Annotated in this window: 14 protein-coding genes and 3 pseudogenes; 14 read left to right on the top strand and 3 right to left on the bottom strand. The window is 66.1% G+C overall.

Annotated elements, in window-relative coordinates:
* The first annotated feature begins 19 nt into the window (after positions 1-19).
* Complete coding sequence (cadR, locus tag LN139_RS23150; protein ID WP_236357290.1) at positions 20-469, top strand: Cd(II)/Pb(II)-responsive transcriptional regulator; 450 nt, start codon at positions 20-22, stop codon at positions 467-469.
* A gap of 87 nt (positions 470-556) precedes the next feature.
* Here cadR and LN139_RS23145 read toward each other — a convergent pair whose 3' ends face one another.
* The 3 genes from LN139_RS23145 to LN139_RS23135 form a co-directional block, all read right to left on the bottom strand.
* The gene (locus tag LN139_RS23145; protein WP_236357288.1) at positions 557-1450 is read right to left on the bottom strand and encodes a LysR family transcriptional regulator; all 894 of its coding nucleotides are present in this window, start codon (positions 1448-1450) and stop codon (positions 557-559) included.
* 51 nt (positions 1451-1501) lie between these two features.
* Positions 1502-2611 carry a citrate/2-methylcitrate synthase gene (locus LN139_RS23140; RefSeq protein WP_236357286.1) on the bottom strand — a complete coding sequence of 370 codons (1110 nt, stop codon included), beginning with the start codon at positions 2609-2611 and terminating at the stop codon, positions 1502-1504.
* A 111-nt stretch (positions 2612-2722) separates the two neighbouring features.
* The gene (locus LN139_RS23135) at positions 2723-3493 is read right to left on the bottom strand and encodes a ParA family protein (RefSeq protein WP_236357285.1); all 771 of its coding nucleotides are present in this window, start codon (positions 3491-3493) and stop codon (positions 2723-2725) included.
* Between the two features lie 301 nt (positions 3494-3794).
* On the opposite strand from LN139_RS23135, the gene LN139_RS23130 reads away from it, so the two are divergent.
* The 13 genes and pseudogenes from LN139_RS23130 to LN139_RS23070 all read left to right on the top strand — a co-directional run bounded on the left by LN139_RS23130 (position 3795) and on the right by LN139_RS23070 (position 15648).
* Entirely contained in the window at positions 3795-4505 is a 711-nt protein-coding gene (locus tag LN139_RS23130) for a beta-ketoacyl synthase chain length factor (RefSeq protein ID WP_236357284.1), read from the top strand.
* Positions 4481-5290: a lysophospholipid acyltransferase family protein gene (locus LN139_RS23125; RefSeq protein ID WP_236357282.1), complete on the top strand. Its 810-nt coding sequence runs from the start codon at positions 4481-4483 to the stop codon at positions 5288-5290. The genes LN139_RS23130 and LN139_RS23125 overlap by 25 nt, the downstream gene beginning before the upstream one ends.
* Positions 5271-5531, top strand: coding sequence for a phosphopantetheine-binding protein (locus tag LN139_RS23120; protein ID WP_236357281.1), 261 nt, complete (start codon positions 5271-5273; stop codon positions 5529-5531). Before LN139_RS23125 ends, LN139_RS23120 begins: the two co-directional genes overlap by 20 nt.
* Positions 5532-5540: 9 nt before the next feature.
* The gene (locus LN139_RS23115; protein ID WP_236357279.1) at positions 5541-5795 is read left to right on the top strand and encodes an acyl carrier protein; all 255 of its coding nucleotides are present in this window, start codon (positions 5541-5543) and stop codon (positions 5793-5795) included.
* Positions 5792-6327: pseudogene (locus LN139_RS23110) on the top strand (hypothetical protein). Before LN139_RS23115 ends, LN139_RS23110 begins: the two are co-directional and overlap by 4 nt.
* Positions 6324-7997, top strand: a complete 1674-nt coding sequence (locus tag LN139_RS23105; protein WP_236357277.1) for an AMP-binding protein — start codon at positions 6324-6326, stop codon at positions 7995-7997. The pseudogene LN139_RS23110 and the gene LN139_RS23105 overlap by 4 nt, the downstream one beginning before the upstream one ends.
* Positions 7990-8724 carry a glycosyltransferase family 2 protein gene (locus tag LN139_RS23100; protein WP_236357276.1) on the top strand — a complete coding sequence of 245 codons (735 nt, stop codon included), beginning with the start codon at positions 7990-7992 and terminating at the stop codon, positions 8722-8724. Before LN139_RS23105 ends, LN139_RS23100 begins: the two co-directional genes overlap by 8 nt.
* Positions 8721-9649: pseudogene (locus tag LN139_RS23095) on the top strand (LpxL/LpxP family acyltransferase). Before LN139_RS23100 ends, LN139_RS23095 begins: the two are co-directional and overlap by 4 nt.
* A pseudogene (locus tag LN139_RS23090) lies at positions 9642-11175 on the top strand (HAL/PAL/TAL family ammonia-lyase). Before LN139_RS23095 ends, LN139_RS23090 begins: the two co-directional pseudogenes overlap by 8 nt.
* Positions 11168-11593 (top strand): acyl-CoA thioesterase, encoded by a 426-nt coding sequence (locus LN139_RS23085; protein ID WP_236357274.1) that lies wholly within the window; start codon positions 11168-11170, stop codon positions 11591-11593. The pseudogene LN139_RS23090 and the gene LN139_RS23085 overlap by 8 nt, the downstream one beginning before the upstream one ends.
* Positions 11590-12189: a LolA family protein gene (locus LN139_RS23080; protein WP_236357272.1), complete on the top strand. Its 600-nt coding sequence runs from the start codon at positions 11590-11592 to the stop codon at positions 12187-12189. Before LN139_RS23085 ends, LN139_RS23080 begins: the two co-directional genes overlap by 4 nt.
* Positions 12173-14497, top strand: coding sequence for an MMPL family transporter (locus tag LN139_RS23075; RefSeq protein ID WP_236357270.1), 2325 nt, complete (start codon positions 12173-12175; stop codon positions 14495-14497). Before LN139_RS23080 ends, LN139_RS23075 begins: the two co-directional genes overlap by 17 nt.
* Complete coding sequence (locus LN139_RS23070; RefSeq protein ID WP_236357268.1) at positions 14494-15648, top strand: sodium:proton antiporter; 1155 nt, start codon at positions 14494-14496, stop codon at positions 15646-15648. The genes LN139_RS23075 and LN139_RS23070 overlap by 4 nt, the downstream gene beginning before the upstream one ends.
* The last annotated feature ends 1 nt before the right edge of the window (position 15649 follow it).

Here is a 15649-nt window from a genome sequence, read left to right as displayed (position 1 = left end):
ATCCACTCCCGAGGTTGCCATGAAGATCGGTGAACTGGCCAAAGCCACCGACTGCCAGGTCGAGACCATTCGCTACTACGAGCGCGAAGGCTTGCTGCCGCCACCTGCGCGCAGCGAAGGCAACTACCGGCAATACACCCTGAGCCACGCCGAACGGCTGACGTTCATCCGCAATTGCCGGGTGCTGGACATGACCCTCGACGAAATCCGCAGCCTGCTGGACCTGCGCGACAGCCGCATCGACCCGTGCGAGCAGGTCAATGCGTTGGTGGACGAGCACATCCAGCATGTGCGCGCGCGGATCCAGGGCTTACAGGCGCTGGAAAGCCAGCTGGTGGAGCTGCGCCATCGCTGTGACGCGCCCTCGGCGAGCGAGGCCTGCGGCATCCTGCGGCGCCTTGAGGAAAACGGCGCGGTGGTGGCGCCGGATGTGGAGCATTCGCATGTGGGGCGGGCGCATGGGCACTAGCGTAAGCCCGTACGTTGCGCGGCAAGCCGCCCGCCCATTGCCCTCGTGGGAGGCCGGCTCGCCGGGCGACGGGGTGCCTGAAAACGCCTATTCCTCTCGCCGGGAGAGCGTCAGCCGCTCGATCAGGCGCTGCGTCACCACCGGCAACAGCCGGTCGCGCAAATGGAACACTCCACCCTCGCGAACCAGGTGATAGAAGTCGTATCGCTCAAGCCGCACGAAATGTTCGCCCACCGGGCCCGAAAGCACTTCATCGCTCACATAACCCACCGCCAGGCCTTGATCCATGATCTGCGAACGCATGTCGGTGTCGTTCACCTCCCAGACATTCTTGAAGAAAAACCGGATTTTCTCCGGATAGGGCCGATCCTCGGTCTTGTCCAGGTAGGTCGATACCAATGAACACTGCTTGAGAATTGGCACATTGCCGCTGGCCAGCGCCTCCAGATGCGGATGGCCGCGGCTGGCCACCAGAAACCGGTTCTCACGATACATCGGCACCGTCAGGAACCGCCCCATGTTCTTCTGGAACGGACCAAAGCCCACGTCGTAAGACTCATCGATGATCGCGTAGATGACTTCTCGCCCAGGGATCGTGCGGATGCCTACGTTCAGATCAGGGTGCTGCCGGAGCGTGGCGTAGAGGGGCTCAAGCATCATGGGCTTGGGCGAGCTGCTTGCGATCGCGACCTTCAACCATGGCTTCTGCTCGTTCAACGCATGCGCCAGCTCAGCCTCCGCGCCCTGTACCGAGGCGTCGATGGACACGGCATATTTGTAGACGATCTTGCCCGCCTCGGTCGGCGCGCATCGGCTGTTACGGTCCAACAGCAGCGTGCCGATTCTCTCCTCCAATGAAGAGATTTTCTGGCTCACCGCTGACTGCGACAGGTTCAGCTGCGTCGCCGCTTTTCCGAAAGCGCGGTTATCCACCACCAATCGAAACGCGCGAAGCTCATCTATCTTGAAGTTGATCGCCATCCCCGAGTCCTTGTGCAGGCGGTGCCTGGGCGGCGAGTCTATCAGGCTGCCTCACTGCGGCCTGTACTGTGCGCGAGGGCGGATCAATTTGCGCACTGGCCTGAACTCCATGAAGTGCGCGACATACCCGAACACCCGCGAGCAGGCGAACACGCCGGTGTAATAAGCCGGCGCAATACCCAACGCCTCGAACACTGCGCCTTTGTAGAACTCAAGGTTCGCCCAGATATCCTTGCCCTTTTTCAGAAAACGCTCCCTGGAATAACGCTCGATTTCCTTGAGCAGCTCGAAGTTATCCCGCGCTGCGGCATCGTGGCAGAGCGCTTCGGCCATCGGTTTGAGGATCGCAGCACGCGGGTCCAGGCGTTTGTACTCGCGGTGCCCCATGCCCATCACTTTGCCCTTTTCACCCAGCAACTGGTCGATATAGGGCTTCACGTTATCCAGCCGGCCAATGCGCTTGGCCATGCCCATTACTGCCTCATCAGCACCGCCATGCAAGTTACCGAACAGCGTCCCGATCGATGCAGAGATCGAAGAGGCGATGGGGGCGTTCGTGCTGGCGCAGACGCGCCCGGCAAACGTGCCGGCGTTGTAGCTGTGTTCCAGTTGCAGAATCTGGACAGTGTCCAGCGCGCGTACTTGCTCAGCCGTCGGCAGGCTGCCGTGAAGCAAGAACAGAAAGCGCTCATTCAACGAGCTGCCTTCCTGCTGCTCGACGAGAACAAGCTTTTGGTCCTGGCGGTACTTGGCTGCCAGAAAAGCCGGTAACTTGGCGGCGATGAACAGACCACGCAACAGGTCCGGGTCTGCTTCGATCCCGGCAGGCGGTTGCAGCACCTGGGCAGCAAGCGCGGGAGCCGCCGACTGCAACACCTCCATGGTATGCAGGCTCGGCGGCAGCAGTTCGAGCCAGCTACGCTCGCGAGGCGACAGCTGGCAGTGGCCCAGCATCCAGGTGTTCCAGGCTTCGATTTGCGCGGCCGGTGCTCGCTTGCCCGTGATGACCAACAAGGCGACATCCAGATAGGGCCATTTGGCCAGCTCGTCGATTGCGACCCCGCGATAACTCAGCCGCCCTTGGGCGCCATCGACATCCGAGATAGCCGTCTGGCCAACCACCACCCCTTCCAAGCTCGGTGAATACAGTGCGTCGCTCATCGCAGCCTTTCCTCAGATTGAATGAGGAAAGCCTATCGCTGCGCTTGCAAGGGGGTCCAACGGGCAAAAGTGATCGGATTATCAGCGTTGCTTATCCGAAAACAGGCGCCCTCACCCGCGCCCTTCCAGCAAGTCATGCAATGCCACGAACTGCTGAGTGAGCTTGTGCTTGGGGTCGAGGTACACCAGTGGCAGGCTCGCCTCATGGGATTCGCGCATTTTCACCGAGCTGTTCAGGTACACCGGCAGCACTGGCAAGCCCTCGTCGAGCAACTGCTGCAGCATCTGCTGAGGCAGCGCTGCGCGAGGCTGGAACTGGTTAACCACAATCCCTTCAACTTCCAGCCGCTCGTTGTGGTCTTCCTTGAGCTCCTCGAGCTCCGCCATCAGGCCGTACAGTGCCTGGCGCGAAAAGCTGTCACAGTCGAACGGGATCAATACTCGATCAGCAGCTATCAGCGCCGAAACTGCGTAAAAATTGAGGGCCGGCGGGGTGTCAATGTAGATCCGCTCGTAGTCCTCATCCAACGCATCGAGCAGTTTGCCGAGCTTGTTGATCTTGTGCTTTGCCTCAAGCTTGGGCTGTAGCTCGGCAAGCTCCGGCGTGGCCGTGATCACGTGCAAATTGTCGAACGGTGTTTCGTAGATATCGACCTGGTTTTTCTTGGCCACACCGCCGCTGAGGGTATTCTTGAAAAAGTCCGCGATGCCCATCGGGATGTCGTTGCCGGTGAGGCCGGTGAGGTATTGCGTGGAGTTGGCCTGCGCATCCAGGTCGATCAGCAGCGTGCGGTAGCCTTCGCTGGCACTCACCGCTGCGAGGTTGCAGGCAATGCTCGATTTGCCCACACCACCTTTCTGATTGAAAACCACCCGACGCATCCCTTACCTCCTGTTATGGCTGTTTGCCAGCCAAAGCTTATGCAAAACCCGGACATATGTATAACGTCCGTCGGATAAATTTCCCCGGGCAAAGCCAGGTGAACTCCGGTTTTTCGGGCCGACGCCTCACCGGGCGGGCGAACTGATCGAGTAATGCCTTGAGAAAAATGTAACCACAATTTGCTACACACTCGGGTCACCGGGATAATGGCGCCGCCTGCGCCTTGCCGTGCCCCGCGCGCAGCATCCCCGAAGCGTCACCATGGACTGGAAGCCCCACAGAGGGCGGGATCGAACTCACGTGTTCACATTCGATATCGCGCATTGGCGAGCCTGGGCCCCGGGCGTTACGTCGGCGCAGGCCTGGCAACGCTGGAGCACCGCCTCGCGGCCCGACGCGTCGAGCGATTGTGCCCCGGACGTCTCCTTCCTGCCCGCTCTGCAGCGCCGCCGCCTGAGCCGCCTGGCGCGTATGGCGTTCCACGTGGCCTGGCCTATGGCAGAAGGTTATGACCGCCTGCCGTTCATTTTCGTTTCACGCCATGGTGAAACCCCGCGCACTTTCGAATTACTCACCGAACTCGCCAAGGGCGAACCCTTGTCGCCTACGCACTTCAGCCTGTCGGTGCATAACGCGGTGATCGGCCTGTGGTCGATCCTGCGCGGGCAAACCTGCGAGATGTCGGCCCTCTCCGCTCAGGGCGATGGCCTGGAGCATGGCCTGGTCGAGGCCTGCGCGCTGCTGGCGGAAGGTGCTCCGGCCGTGCTGGTGGTGGTAGCCGAAGAAACACCGCCGGCCCCGTACGCCGAGCTGGTGAGCGATGTGCCATTTCCCTATGCCGTAGGCCTGCTGGTCACCCCAGGCAGCACCTGGCAATTGAGCCTTGGCCAGGGCGGGGAGCCCTGCGACACCCCGCACGCGTTGAGCCTTGCCAGTGCACTGGCCAACGGCAAAACCCATTTGCGTCATTGCTGGAAGCATCGAGCATGGAACTGGCGGCGAACGCATTGAACGGGCGCCGCGGCGACCACTTCTACCTGCGCCTGCTCGCCACAGCGGTGAGCTTTCTGCTGTTTGGCCTCGGCGGGCTGTGCCTGCGCCTGCTGATATTCCCGCTGCTGGCGTGCCTGCCGGGTGATGCGGTTGCCAGGCGCCGCCGGGCGCGCCGCACCATCAGCCGGCTGTTCTGGCTGTTCGTGCGCTTCATGCAGCGCAGCGGCGTGCTGACGTTCGAAGTGGCAGGTGCCGAGCGCCTTGGCCAGCCAGGGCAGATGGTCATCGCCAACCACCCCTCGCTGATCGACGTGGTGTTCCTGATCGGGCTGATGCGCGAAGCCAACTGCGTGGTCAAGAAAAGCCTGTGGGACCACCCCTGCACTCACGGCCCGGTTCGTTCTGCGCAATACATCAGCAACGACGGCAGCCTGGACATGCTCGACACCGCCGTCGGGGCGCTTCAAGGCGGCCAAACGCTGATCATCTTCCCCGAAGGCACCCGCACCACGCCGGGCGAGGCCCCGCAATTTCACCGGGGCGCGGCAGCCATCGCCCTGCGCGGCGCGCGCGTGATCACCCCGGTGACCATTCGCGTGGCCCCAACCACACTCACCAAGGCCGAGCCCTGGTATCGCATCCCCACGCGTCGCGTGCATTTCAGTTTGCACGTCGGGGCCGATATATACCCTGCCGACTTCGCAGCCCTGGGCCCGCCGCCCAAGGCCTCACGGCTGCTAAACGATCATTTGCACCACTATTTTCTGAAGGAGCTCGCGCTGGATGAGCGAACTGAACACTGAGATCAAACTGTTGATCATCGAGGCTCTGGGCCTTGAAGACATTACCGTGCAGGACATCGGCGACGAGCTGACCCTGTTCGGCGAAGGCCTGGGCCTGGATTCGGTCGACGCGCTGGAGCTGGGCCTGGCCATCCAGAAGCGCTATGGCATCAAGATCGATGCCGACGACAAGGGCACCCGTGACCATTTCAACAACGTGGCGAGCCTGGCGGCTTTCGTGACCGCCAGGCAAGCAGCCTGAGGCCGCACCATGCAAACCCGTGAAGACATTTTCGAGACGCTCAAGGCGGCGCTGGTCGACCTGTTCGAGATCGAGCCCGAGCGCGTTACGCTTGACGCCAACCTGTATCAGGACCTGGAAATCGACAGCATCGATGCGATCGACCTGATCGATCACATCAAGCGCCAGACCGGCAAGAAAATCGCCGCCGAAGACTTCAAGGCCGTGCGTACCGTAGGCGATGTGGTCGAGGCCGTGCACCGCATGATCACTGCCGCCGCATGAGCCGCCTGATCGGTGCCGCGCTGGTGCTGGCCGGGTTGCTTTACCCGCTGGCTGTGCATTTCGGCGAAGGTCGCATCGCCCCGTGGCAGTTCGCGCTGCTGCTGGGCGCGCTCTGGCTGGGCCGCGCGCTGAGCGGCGGCGGCAACCGCTGGCTGGCCGCTGCGGCGCTGCTGTTCTGCGCGGTGCTGGCGCTGGCGGGTAACGCCCAGCTGTTGCGCTGGTACCCAGTGCTGCTCAGCGGCGCGTTGCTGGCCGTTTTCGGCGCCAGCCTGCTGCGCGGCATGCCCATTGCCGAACGCCTGGCCCGCCTGAGCGAGCCTGAGCTGCCGCCGCGCGCGGTGCGTTATACCCGCCGGGTCACCTGGGTGTGGTGCCTGTTTTTCTCGTCAACGGCCTGATCACCTCAGCCTTGACGCTTTGGGCGCCGCTGGCCTGGTGGACGCTGTACACCGGGCTGATCGCCTACCTGTTGATGGGCGCACTGTTCGCCGGTGAGTGGCTGGTGCGCCGCCGAGTGAGAGCTGCCGCATGACCCAGCCCTGGATCGAAACTCGCGACCTGCTGCTGCAAGGCCACCCTGGCCGGCCGGTCGCCCTGGCCCCAGCGCTGGATCACGCGCAATGGCAACAGCAAGTGCTGGCGCTGGCCGGCGCCCTGCACGCCCGCGGCACTCGCTGCGTGGCGCTGTATCTGGAAGACGCCGCGCAGTTGTCCATTGCCCTGTTCGCCGCCTGGCGCGCAGGCGCCAGCGTGCTGCTGCCCCCCGACCTGCAACCGCAGACCCGCCAGCGCTGGGCAAACGAAGCCGACCTGTGGCTCACCAGTGCCAGCGAGCCGCTGCCGCCTGCCGAGCCGTTGGCCGCTGCACCGCTGTGCCTGGAGGCCTGCCGCCTGAGCCTGTGCACCTCCGGCTCCAGTGGCGAGCCCAAGCGCATCGACAAGGCGTTGCCGCAATTGGCCAACGAAGTGCGTGCGCTGGAGCAACTGTGGGGCTCCGAACTGGGCAACGCTTTGATCATCGGCAGTGTTGCGACCCAGCACATCTACGGGCTGCTGTTCCGCGTGTTGTGGCCTTTGTGCGCCGGGCGCGCGGGCGTGCGCCGGCAACTGCCATTCAGTGAAGACCTGCAACAGGCCAGCCGCGAGCAGCCTGAATTTGCCTGGGTCGCGAGCCCCGCCCTGCTCAAGCGCATGGGCGACAACCTGGACTGGCCTGCGCTGCGCGGCGTGCGCAAGGTGTTCTCCTCCGGTGGCGCCCTGCCCGCCGATGCCGCCGCGAGCCTGGCCGAACGGTTGGGCCAATGGCCTGCCGAAATCCTCGGCAGCTCCGAAACCGGCGGCATCGCCTGGCGCCAGGGCACACCCTGGTGGCAACCCTTTGCGGGTGTGGAGCTGAACCTGGGCGAGCTTGGCGCCCTGCAAGTGCGCTCGCCTTATCTGCCCGATGGGCACGTCGAGCACACCCAGGACGCCGCGGAGCTCGACGCTCAAGGCCGGCTGCATTTGCTCGGCCGGCTCGACCGCATCGTCAAGCTCGAAGAAAAACGTATTTCCCTGCCCATGCTCGAACAGGCCCTGGCCACCCACCCGTGGGTGCAAGACTGCCGGCTGGGCATGGTGCAGGCCGGCCGTGCCAGCCTCGGCGCGCTGCTGGTACCCACCGAGCAAGGCGTGCAGGCCCTGCGGGGCCTGGGCCGCAAGGCGATGCTGGCGCAACTGCGCACGCACCTTGCCGAGCACTGTGAACCGATCGCCCTGCCGCGCCGCTGGCGCCTGCTCAGCCAATTGCCGCTGAACAGCCAGGGCAAACTGCCACAGGCCACACTCGATGCGCTGCTGCTGGCGCAGCGCCCACGCGCGCCGGAGGTGCTGAGCCAGCATCAGGACGAGGGCCAGTGGCAGCTCCGCGTGCGGGTGCCGCTGGACCTTGCCTGTTTCAGCGGCCACTTCCCCACCGCGCCGATCCTGCCGGGCGTGGTCCAGGTGGATTGGGCCCAGCGCCTGGGCCATGCGCTGCTGGCCCTGCCGCCGCGCTTCGCCGGCATGGAAGTGCTCAAGTTCCAGCAACTGGTGCGCCCCGGCGACACCCTCGACCTGGTGCTGCGTTTCGACGAGCCGCGCGGCAAGCTGCACTTCGCCTTCACCCGTGCCGGCGCCCCCTGCTCCAGTGGCCGCATCCTGCTGGAGGCCGCCCATGCATAAGCCTTGCGCGGTCATCCCGGTCTACAACCACGAGCGTGCGGTGCCGGCAGTGGTTGCCGCCCTGCTGGCAGAGGGCTTGCCCTGCGTGCTGGTCAACGACGCGAGCAGCCCGGCCTGTGCGGCGGTGCTTGCGCAACTGGCCGAGGCCGAAAACACCTGGCTGGTGAACCTGCCGGTCAACCAGGGCAAGGGCGGCGCGGTGATGGCGGGCCTGCGCGAGGCGCAGCGCCTGGGTTTTACCCATGCGTTGCAGGTGGACGCCGACGGCCAGCACGACCTGGCCGATGTGCGCAGGTTTCTGGACGCCTCGCGCCAACGCCCTGGCGAGCTGATCTGCGGCTACCCGCAATACGACGCCAGCGTGCCCAAGGGCCGCCTCTACGCGCGCTACCTCACCCACGTGTGGGTATGGATCAACACGCTGTCGCTGAGCATTCCCGACTCGATGTGCGGCTTTCGCGTGTACCCGCTGGCACAGGTACTGCCGGTGATCGACGGCCAGCGCCTGGGCCGGCGCATGGATTTCGACCCCGAGGTGCTGGTGCGCCTGCACTGGCGCAACCAGCCGATGCACTGGCTGCAGACTCGCGTGCATTACCCCAGCGACGGGGTTTCGCACTTCCGGCCGGTCGAAGACAACGTGCTGATCTCGCGCATGCATGCCCGGCTGTTCTTCGGCATGTTGCTGCGCTGGCCAGCCATTCTCTGGCGGCGGTGGGCGGCATGAGCGAGCCGAACGCCCACTGGGCGCAGCGCCGCGAACGCGGCAGCTTCTGGATGATGAAGCTCACGGCGGTGGGCGTGCGCCTGCTCGGCCGGCGCCTGCTCAGCCCGCTGATCTACGGCATCGTGCTGTATTTCTTCGTCTTCGGCCGCCGTGCCCGCCAGGCCACGCGCCAGTACCAGGCCAACCTGGCCCAGTGGGCCGGGCAGCCGGCGCTGCGCCCGACCCTGGGCAGCCTGTTCGGCCAGTTCATGGCCTTCGCTCAGGCGCTGCTCGACAAACTCGATGTGTGGAACGGCAAGCTGCGCCTGGAGCACATCGCCCTGGACGACCCTCACGGCGTGCGCCAGCAGTTGCGCGGCGAGCGTGGGCAGATGCTGGTGGGCGCGCACCTGGGCAACCTGGAGGTGTGCCGGGCACTGGCCGAGCTGGGCGAAAAGTGACCATGAACGTGCTGGTGCACACCCGCCACGCCGAGCGCTTCAACCGCCTGCTGGGTGAAGCGGGGGCCAGCCATTTGCGGCTGATCCAGGTCAGCGAGCTGGACCCGGCCATCATGCTGCAACTGAGCCAGCGCCTGGAGCGCGGCGAGTGGCTGGCGATCGCCGGCGACCGCGTGCCGCTGCACGGCGGGCGCACGGCCACGGTGGATTTTCTCGGCCAGCCGGCGCGCTTCCCGCAAGGGCCCTGGTTGCTGGCCGGGCTGCTCAAGTGCCCGGTGAACCTGTTTTTCTGCCTCAAGCAGCAAGGCCGCTACCACGTGAGCCTGGAGCCCTTCGCCGAAGCCATCGCCTGGCGCCGTGGCGAGCGCGACCAGGTGATCGCCCACTGGGCCGGGCGTTACGCCGAACGCCTGGGCCAGCGCGCACTCAGTGCGCCACGGCAGTGGTTCAACTTCTACCCCTTCTGGAACCTGGACAATGACTGACCACGTGACCTTCGGCCCGCAACCCCTGCGCATCGAGCAGGTGCTCGCACTTTGCGAGGGCAAGGCCCGCGCGCAACTGCAGGGCGACCCTGCCTGGCGCGAAGGCATCGCTCGCGGCGCACGCTTTCTCGACACGCTGCTGAACAAGGAAGGGGTGATCTACGGAGTGACCACAGGCTACGGCGACTCTTGCGTGGTGGCGGTGCCGCCGAGCATGTCGAGGCCTTGCCGCGCCACCTCTACACCTTCCACGGCTGCGGCCTGGGCCAGGTGCTCGATGCGCCGGCCACTCGCGCGGTGCTGGCGGCGCGCCTTCAATCGCTGTGCTTCGGCATGTCAGGGGTGCGCCTGGACCTGCTGGAGCGCTTGCAGGCGTTTCTGGCCGAAGACGTGCTGCCGATCATCCCCGAGGAAGGTTCGGTAGGCGCCAGCGGCGACCTGACGCCGCTGTCCTACGTGGCCGCAACCCTTTGCGGCGAGCGTGAAGTGCTCTACAAAGGCCAACGCCGCACGAGCGCCGAGGTGCATGCCGAACTGGGCTGGCAGCCACTGGTGCTGCGCCCAAGGAAGCGCTGGCGCTGATGAACGGCACAGCAGTGATGACAGGCCTTGCCTGCCAGGCCTTCGGACGTGCCGAGTACCTGCTGCGCCTGGCCACGCGCATCACCGCGCTGAACGTGGTGGCACTGCAAGGCAACCCCGAGCACTTCGACGAGCGCCTGTTCGCCGCCAAGCCGCACCCCGGCCAGGCCCAGGTGGCCGCCTGGCTGCGCCAGGACCTGGCCATCGACGGCCCGGCCGCGCCCCTGCACCGCCTGCAAGATCGCTACTCGCTGCGCTGCGCCCCGCATGTGCTGGGGGTGCTGGCCGACAGCCTGGGCTGGCTGCGCGGCTTCATCGAAACAGAACTCAACAGCGCCAACGACAACCCGATCATCGACGCCGAAGACGAACGCGTGCTGCACGGCGGGCATTTCTACGGCGGCCACATCGCTTTCGCCATGGACAGCCTCAAGACGCTGGTGGCGAACATTGCCGACCTGCTCGACCGCCAGCTCGCCCTGCTGGTGGACGTGCGCTACAACCACGGCCTGCCGAGCAACCTCTCCGGCGCGCCGGCCGAGCGCGCCATGATCAACCACGGTTTCAAGGCCGTGCAGATCGGCGCCAGCGCCTGGACCGCCGAGGCGCTGAAGCTGACGATGCCGGCCAGCGTATTCTCGCGCTCCACCGAGTGCCACAACCAGGACAAAGTCAGCATGGGCACCATCGCCGCCCGCGACGCTCTGCGCGTACTGGCGCTCACCGAGCAGGTCGCGGCCGCGACGTTGCTGGCCGCCAACCAGGGTGTGTGGCTGCGTACCCAGGCCAGCGATGCCCGCTCGCTGCCCCCTCGGCTGGCAGCGATGCACGCGCAGTTGCTCGGCGAGTTCGCCCCGCTGGAGGAAGACCGCGCGCTTGAGCCGGCCCTGCGCCATTGCCTGGTGCGCATCGGCCAGCGCCACTGGGAGCTCGGCGATGCGTAGCACGGGCGCCTTGCAAGTCGAAACCGAAATCCTTGTGCCGTTCTTCGACGTCGACAGCATGGACGTGGTCTGGCACGGGCATTACGTGAAGTACCTGGAAGTGGCGCGCTGCGCGCTGCTCGACCACATCGGCCACAACTACACGCAGATGCGCGACTCCGGTTACGCCTGGCCCGTCATCGACCTGCAACTGCGCTACGTGCACAGCGCGGTGTTCGGCCAGCGCCTCAAGGTGCGCGCCGACCTGGTGGAGTGGGAAAACCGCTTGAAGATCCATTACCTGATCACTTGCGCCACCACCGGCACGCGCCTGACCCGTGCCAGTTCCGTGCAGGTGGCGGTGGAGATCGCCACCCGCGAGATGCAGCTGGCCTCGCCCCGGGTGTTCACCGACGCCGTGGAGAAAGCCCTTTCATGAAACGCCTGATCCGTTCGCTGCTGGCACTGGTAATGCTCACGCCGCTGCTGGCCCATGCCCTGACGCTTGCCGAGCTGAGCACCCAACTGGCCAAGCCTGCGGTGATCCGCGGCCCGTTCGTGCAGGAAAAACACCTGCGCAGCCTGCCGCAGCCGCTCACCAGCACCGGCGACTTCGTGCTCGCCCGTGACCACGGCTTGCTCTGGCTGCTCAAGGCACCGTTGCGCCAGGACTACCGCATCGACGACGCCGGCATCGCCCGCCGCGATGCCAGTGGCTGGCAAACCCTGCCCTCGCGCAGCGCCAGCGCCCAGCAGAACCATTTGTTCTTCGCCGTGCTGCGGGGCGACAGCAGCCAGCTGGAGCGCGACTTCGAGCTGAGCGTGCAAGGCAGCGCCGAGCACTGGCAGGTGCGGCTGGTGCCGCGCTCGCTGCTGCTCAAGCAGGTGTTCGAGCACATCGAGCTCAGCGGCGGGCAGTTCGTCGAGCGCATCGAGCTGTTCGAAACCCAGGGCGACCGCACCGTGCTGCGCATGCCGTCGAGCCAGGCCAGCGATGCCTTGAGCGAACAGGAGCAGCATGACTTCGCGCGCTGAACGCAGCCTGCCCTGGCTGTTCATGCTGTTGCTGGCGGGGCTGCTGGCCCTGGCCGGCTGGCAGTGGCACAGCCGCCCGCCGGTGTCGGCCGACCTGATGGCGCTGGTGCCGGGGGCTGCCCCCGACCCGCTGGTGCAACAAGCCGAGCAGCGCATGCAGGCGCCACTTTCGCGCGAAATGCTGGTGCTGGTGGGCAACACCGACCAGCAGCAAGCGGTTGCCCTGGCCCAGAAGCTCGCCACCCAATGGCAGGCCAGCGGGCTGTTCGAGCAAGTGCAGTGGAGCGTGCAGGCCGACCTGCCGGCACTGCGCGAGCAATTGCTGCATGGCCGCCTGGCGATGCTCGCCCCGGCCGACCGCGTGCAGCTGGAAACCGCTCCGGAGGCGTTCATCCAGCAAAGGCTGCAAAGCCTGTTCGACCCGTTCACCGGGTTCAGCCTGGTGCCCAACCAGGATGACTGGCTCGGGCTCACCCAACGTATTCAGAACGGCCAGCCCCAGCACGGCAGCGTGCAGCTGGACCTCGCCAGCGGCGCGCTGGTGGCGCAAGGCGACGGCAAGGCGTGGGTGCTGCTGCGCGCTCGCACCGCCGGCAATGCCTTCGACCTGAACCTGCCAGTGAAAGTGGCCGCACTGCTGGCCCAGGCGCGGGAGCAGGCCGCAGGCGGCGGCAGCCAGTTGCTCGCGGCCAGCGGCCTGCTCTACGCCGCCAACGGCCAATTGCAGGCCCAGCGTGAGATCACCTGGGTCGGCGGCGGCGCCACGCTGGGCATTCTGCTGATGTTGCTGCTGGCCTTCCGCCGCTGGCGCGTGCTGTTGGCCTTTCTGCCGGTGCTGGTGGGCGTGCTGGCCGGCACCACGCTGTGCGTGGCGGTGTTCGGCCAGGTGCATGTGATGACCCTGGTATTAGGCGCCAGCCTGATCGGCGTGGCGGTGGACTACCCGCTGCATTACCTGAGCAAGGCCTGGAGCCTGCGCCCGTGGCGCAGCTGGGCGGCGCTGCGGCTGACCCGCTCGGGCCTGGCGCTGAGCCTGGCGACCAGTTGCATCGGCTACCTGGCGCTCGCATTCACGCCGTTCCCGGCCCTGACCCAGATTGCATTGTTTTCCGCCGGCGGCCTGTGCGGCGCCTGGCTGACCGCGACCTGCCTGTTGCCGGCGCTGCTGGCGGGCACCGAATTGCGCCCGGCGGCCTGGCCGCTGGCGCTGGGCCAGCGGCTGATCGACCTGCGCCTGGCGCTGCTGCGGCGGGTGAACAGCTATGTGCTGCTGGTGGCACTGCTGGCGCTGTGCCTGGGCGGTGTTTACCACTTGCAGGTGCGTAACGATTTGCGCCAATGGATCGACAGCTCGCCTGAGCTGATGGACCAGGCCAAGGCTGTAGCGCGCATCACCGGCTTTCAGCCCACCAGCCAGTTCTTTCTGGTGCAGGGCCGCGATGAAGGCGAGTTGCTGGAGCGCGAGCGCGCCCTGACCGAGCGCCTGGCCCCGCTGGTGACCGAGCACCGTTTGCAGGGTTACCTGGCGCTCAGCCAACTGGTGGCCCCCGAGCGCGACCAAGTGCGCACGCGCCAGGCGTTGCAGGGCCTTCATGCTTACTGGCAACCCCTGGCGTCGGCCGGCGTGCCGCCTGAGGCGCTGGCGCAGGAACTGGCCACTCTGCAGGCAATGCCGGTCATGACCATCGACCAGGCATTGGCAGGCCCGCTGGGCGAGCCGTATCGGCTGCTGTGGCTGGGCCGCGTTGGCAATGGCGTGGCCAGCACCGTCAGCCTGCAAGGGTTGGGCAATGCTCAGGAACTTGCTCGCCTCGCCGACGGCTTGCCGGGCGTGCAGTGGGTCGACCGGCTCGGCGAGTTGAACCGGGTGTTCGCGCAAACCCAGGTCAGCGCCGCCGAGCTCAAGCTCGCCTCCTGCGGGCTGATTTTGTTGCTGCTGATCTGGCCGTTCGGCCTGGGCGGGGCGGCCAGGCTGGTGGCGCTTCCATTGCTGGCGGCACTGTGCAGCCTGGCTGGGCTGGGCTGGCTGGGCCAGCCGCTGACGCTGTTCAGCGTATTCGGCCTGCTGCTGGCCACGGCCATCAGCGTCGACTACGCGATCCTGATGCGCGAGCAGGTGGGCGGCGCGGCTACCAGCCTGCTCGGCACGCTGCTGGCGGCCATCACCACCTGCCTGTCGTTCGGGCTGCTGATGGTGTCGGCAACGCCTGCGGTGAGCAACTTCGGCCTGTCGGTGAGCCTGGGCCTGGCGTTCAGCTTCCTGCTGGCGCCCTGGGCCGCGCCACGGGGCGGGAAGGTGCACGGATGATGGTGCTGCTGTTCTGGCTCACGGTGCTGGCGCTGTTCATGGCCGCCACTGCACTCGGCCGCCGGCTGGGGTTGATTCCTATCGTCAGCCAGTTGCTGATGGCCGGCCTTGGGCTGCCACTGCTGATGGCCTACGGTGTGGAGCCGCACTGGCACCTGCATGGCGCGGCGCTGGTGGCGCCAGGTTGGGTACACGCTTGCTACAGCCTGGCGTTCGCCCTGCTGCTGGGGCAGATCATCGGTGACGTGATCGACCTGAACCTGAACCGCGACAGCCTGCGTGTGGCCCTGCCCAGCTTCGCCGTGCCGTTCGCTGCGGGCCTGGCCTGCGCGGCCTGGCTGCTGCCGCAACTGAGCTGGGTAAGCCACCTGGCGCTGGGGCTGGTGTTCGCCATCACCGCCATCCCGGTGCTCTACCTCTACCTGCAACACATCCAGTACCCGCCGGCAGCCACACGAAGGCTGATGCAGGCAGCGATCTTCATCGACCTGGCCTGCTGGAGCCTGCTGGGCCTGGCCCAGGGCAGCCTGCACCTGGCCACCCTGGCCTGGCCGCTGCTGGCGGCGTTCGCGCCCTGGCTGCTGCACCTGTGCCGGGTGCGCCAGCCGCTGGCCTACAGCCTGCTGTTCTTCGCCCTGCTGGTGGCCGCCGAGCAGCTCAAGCTCAACGCGCTACTGATGGGTGTGGGCTACGTGCTGAACATGGCCTGGCTGAAGCTGCCGCTGGTGCCCCCGCTACCCAAACGCTGGATGGCGCCAGTGCAGAACGGCATCGCCATCCCGCTGCTGCTTACCGCCGGCATCGTGCAGATCGACCTGGATGGCGCGTTGGCAAGCCTAAGCCCTGCGCAATGGGCCGCCTGGCTGTTTTTGCCGATTGTGAGCAAGCTGGCCGGCAACTGGCTGGGCCTGGCCTGGGCCGGCCCTTCGCCAGGCGGCACGTCGCGCTGGCGCGAGGCGGTGCTGCTCAATATTCGCGGCTTGAGCGAAATCGTTTTTCTCAACCTGTTGCTCAAGCAGCAGTTGATCAGCGAAGCGGCCTACCTGGCGCTGATGCTGATGGGCCTGGTTGCCACGCTGCTGCCGGCATTGGCAGGGCTGCACCGCATTCCTTTGAACCGTATCGACCCCGCAAGGAGGCCACGTGCCTGAC

Source organism: Pseudomonas sp. KNUC1026, assembly GCF_021650705.1.
GTDB lineage: Bacteria > Pseudomonadota > Gammaproteobacteria > Pseudomonadales > Pseudomonadaceae > Aquipseudomonas.
This window is presented reverse-complemented; position numbering and strand designations above follow the sequence as displayed.

Coding starts and splice junctions, on each gene's coding strand:
- cadR (WP_236357290.1), top strand. CDS start 20: ATGAAGATCGGTGAACTGGCCAAAGCCACCGACTGCCAGGTCGAGACC.
- LN139_RS23145 (WP_236357288.1), bottom strand. CDS start 1,450: ATGGCGATCAACTTCAAGATAGATGAGCTTCGCGCGTTTCGATTGGTG.
- LN139_RS23140 (WP_236357286.1), bottom strand. CDS start 2,611: ATGAGCGACGCACTGTATTCACCGAGCTTGGAAGGGGTGGTGGTTGGC.
- LN139_RS23135 (WP_236357285.1), bottom strand. CDS start 3,493: ATGCGTCGGGTGGTTTTCAATCAGAAAGGTGGTGTGGGCAAATCGAGC.
- LN139_RS23125 (WP_236357282.1), top strand. CDS start 4,481: ATGGAACTGGCGGCGAACGCATTGAACGGGCGCCGCGGCGACCACTTC.
- LN139_RS23120 (WP_236357281.1), top strand. CDS start 5,271: ATGAGCGAACTGAACACTGAGATCAAACTGTTGATCATCGAGGCTCTG.
- LN139_RS23115 (WP_236357279.1), top strand. CDS start 5,541: ATGCAAACCCGTGAAGACATTTTCGAGACGCTCAAGGCGGCGCTGGTC.
- LN139_RS23105 (WP_236357277.1), top strand. CDS start 6,324: ATGACCCAGCCCTGGATCGAAACTCGCGACCTGCTGCTGCAAGGCCAC.
- LN139_RS23100 (WP_236357276.1), top strand. CDS start 7,990: ATGCATAAGCCTTGCGCGGTCATCCCGGTCTACAACCACGAGCGTGCG.
- LN139_RS23085 (WP_236357274.1), top strand. CDS start 11,168: ATGCGTAGCACGGGCGCCTTGCAAGTCGAAACCGAAATCCTTGTGCCG.
- LN139_RS23080 (WP_236357272.1), top strand. CDS start 11,590: ATGAAACGCCTGATCCGTTCGCTGCTGGCACTGGTAATGCTCACGCCG.
- LN139_RS23075 (WP_236357270.1), top strand. CDS start 12,173: ATGACTTCGCGCGCTGAACGCAGCCTGCCCTGGCTGTTCATGCTGTTG.
- LN139_RS23070 (WP_236357268.1), top strand. CDS start 14,494: ATGATGGTGCTGCTGTTCTGGCTCACGGTGCTGGCGCTGTTCATGGCC.